We start from the raw sequence: 251 nt of genomic DNA, 5'->3' as shown, positions 1-251 counted from the left end.
ATCTGGAGGTCGAGTACTGCGAGATCGTCCCCCGGCTGGCGGCACCTGTCCGTCACTACGATAATCATCATGCGCATCTACCTCAGCGCTTACAGGCTCGGGCCTCGCGCCCGGGAACTAAAGCGCGTCAACGGTCGAGCTTTGATCGTGATGAATGCGCTTGACGAGTACGAGCAGCGCTTGATCAGCTGGGACAGAGAGGTTCGAGATCTCGATCAGCTTGGCTATCGCAGCGAAGAACTCGATCTGCG

The 251-nt window shown here is 58.2% G+C and carries 1 protein-coding gene; it reads left to right on the top strand.

What is annotated here, in order from left to right:
• Window positions 1-69 precede the first annotated feature (69 nt).
• Window positions 70-251 (top strand): hypothetical protein (locus tag SB754_RS21790; protein WP_410784398.1); only part of this gene is annotated, 182 nt, incomplete at its 3' end.

The sequence above is a fragment of the Leifsonia sp. SIMBA_070 genome (genome assembly GCF_046534635.1).
Taxonomy (GTDB): domain Bacteria; phylum Actinomycetota; class Actinomycetes; order Actinomycetales; family Microbacteriaceae; genus Leifsonia.
The sequence above is the reverse complement of the archived record's forward strand: the minus strand, read 5'-3'. Positions and strand labels throughout refer to the sequence as shown.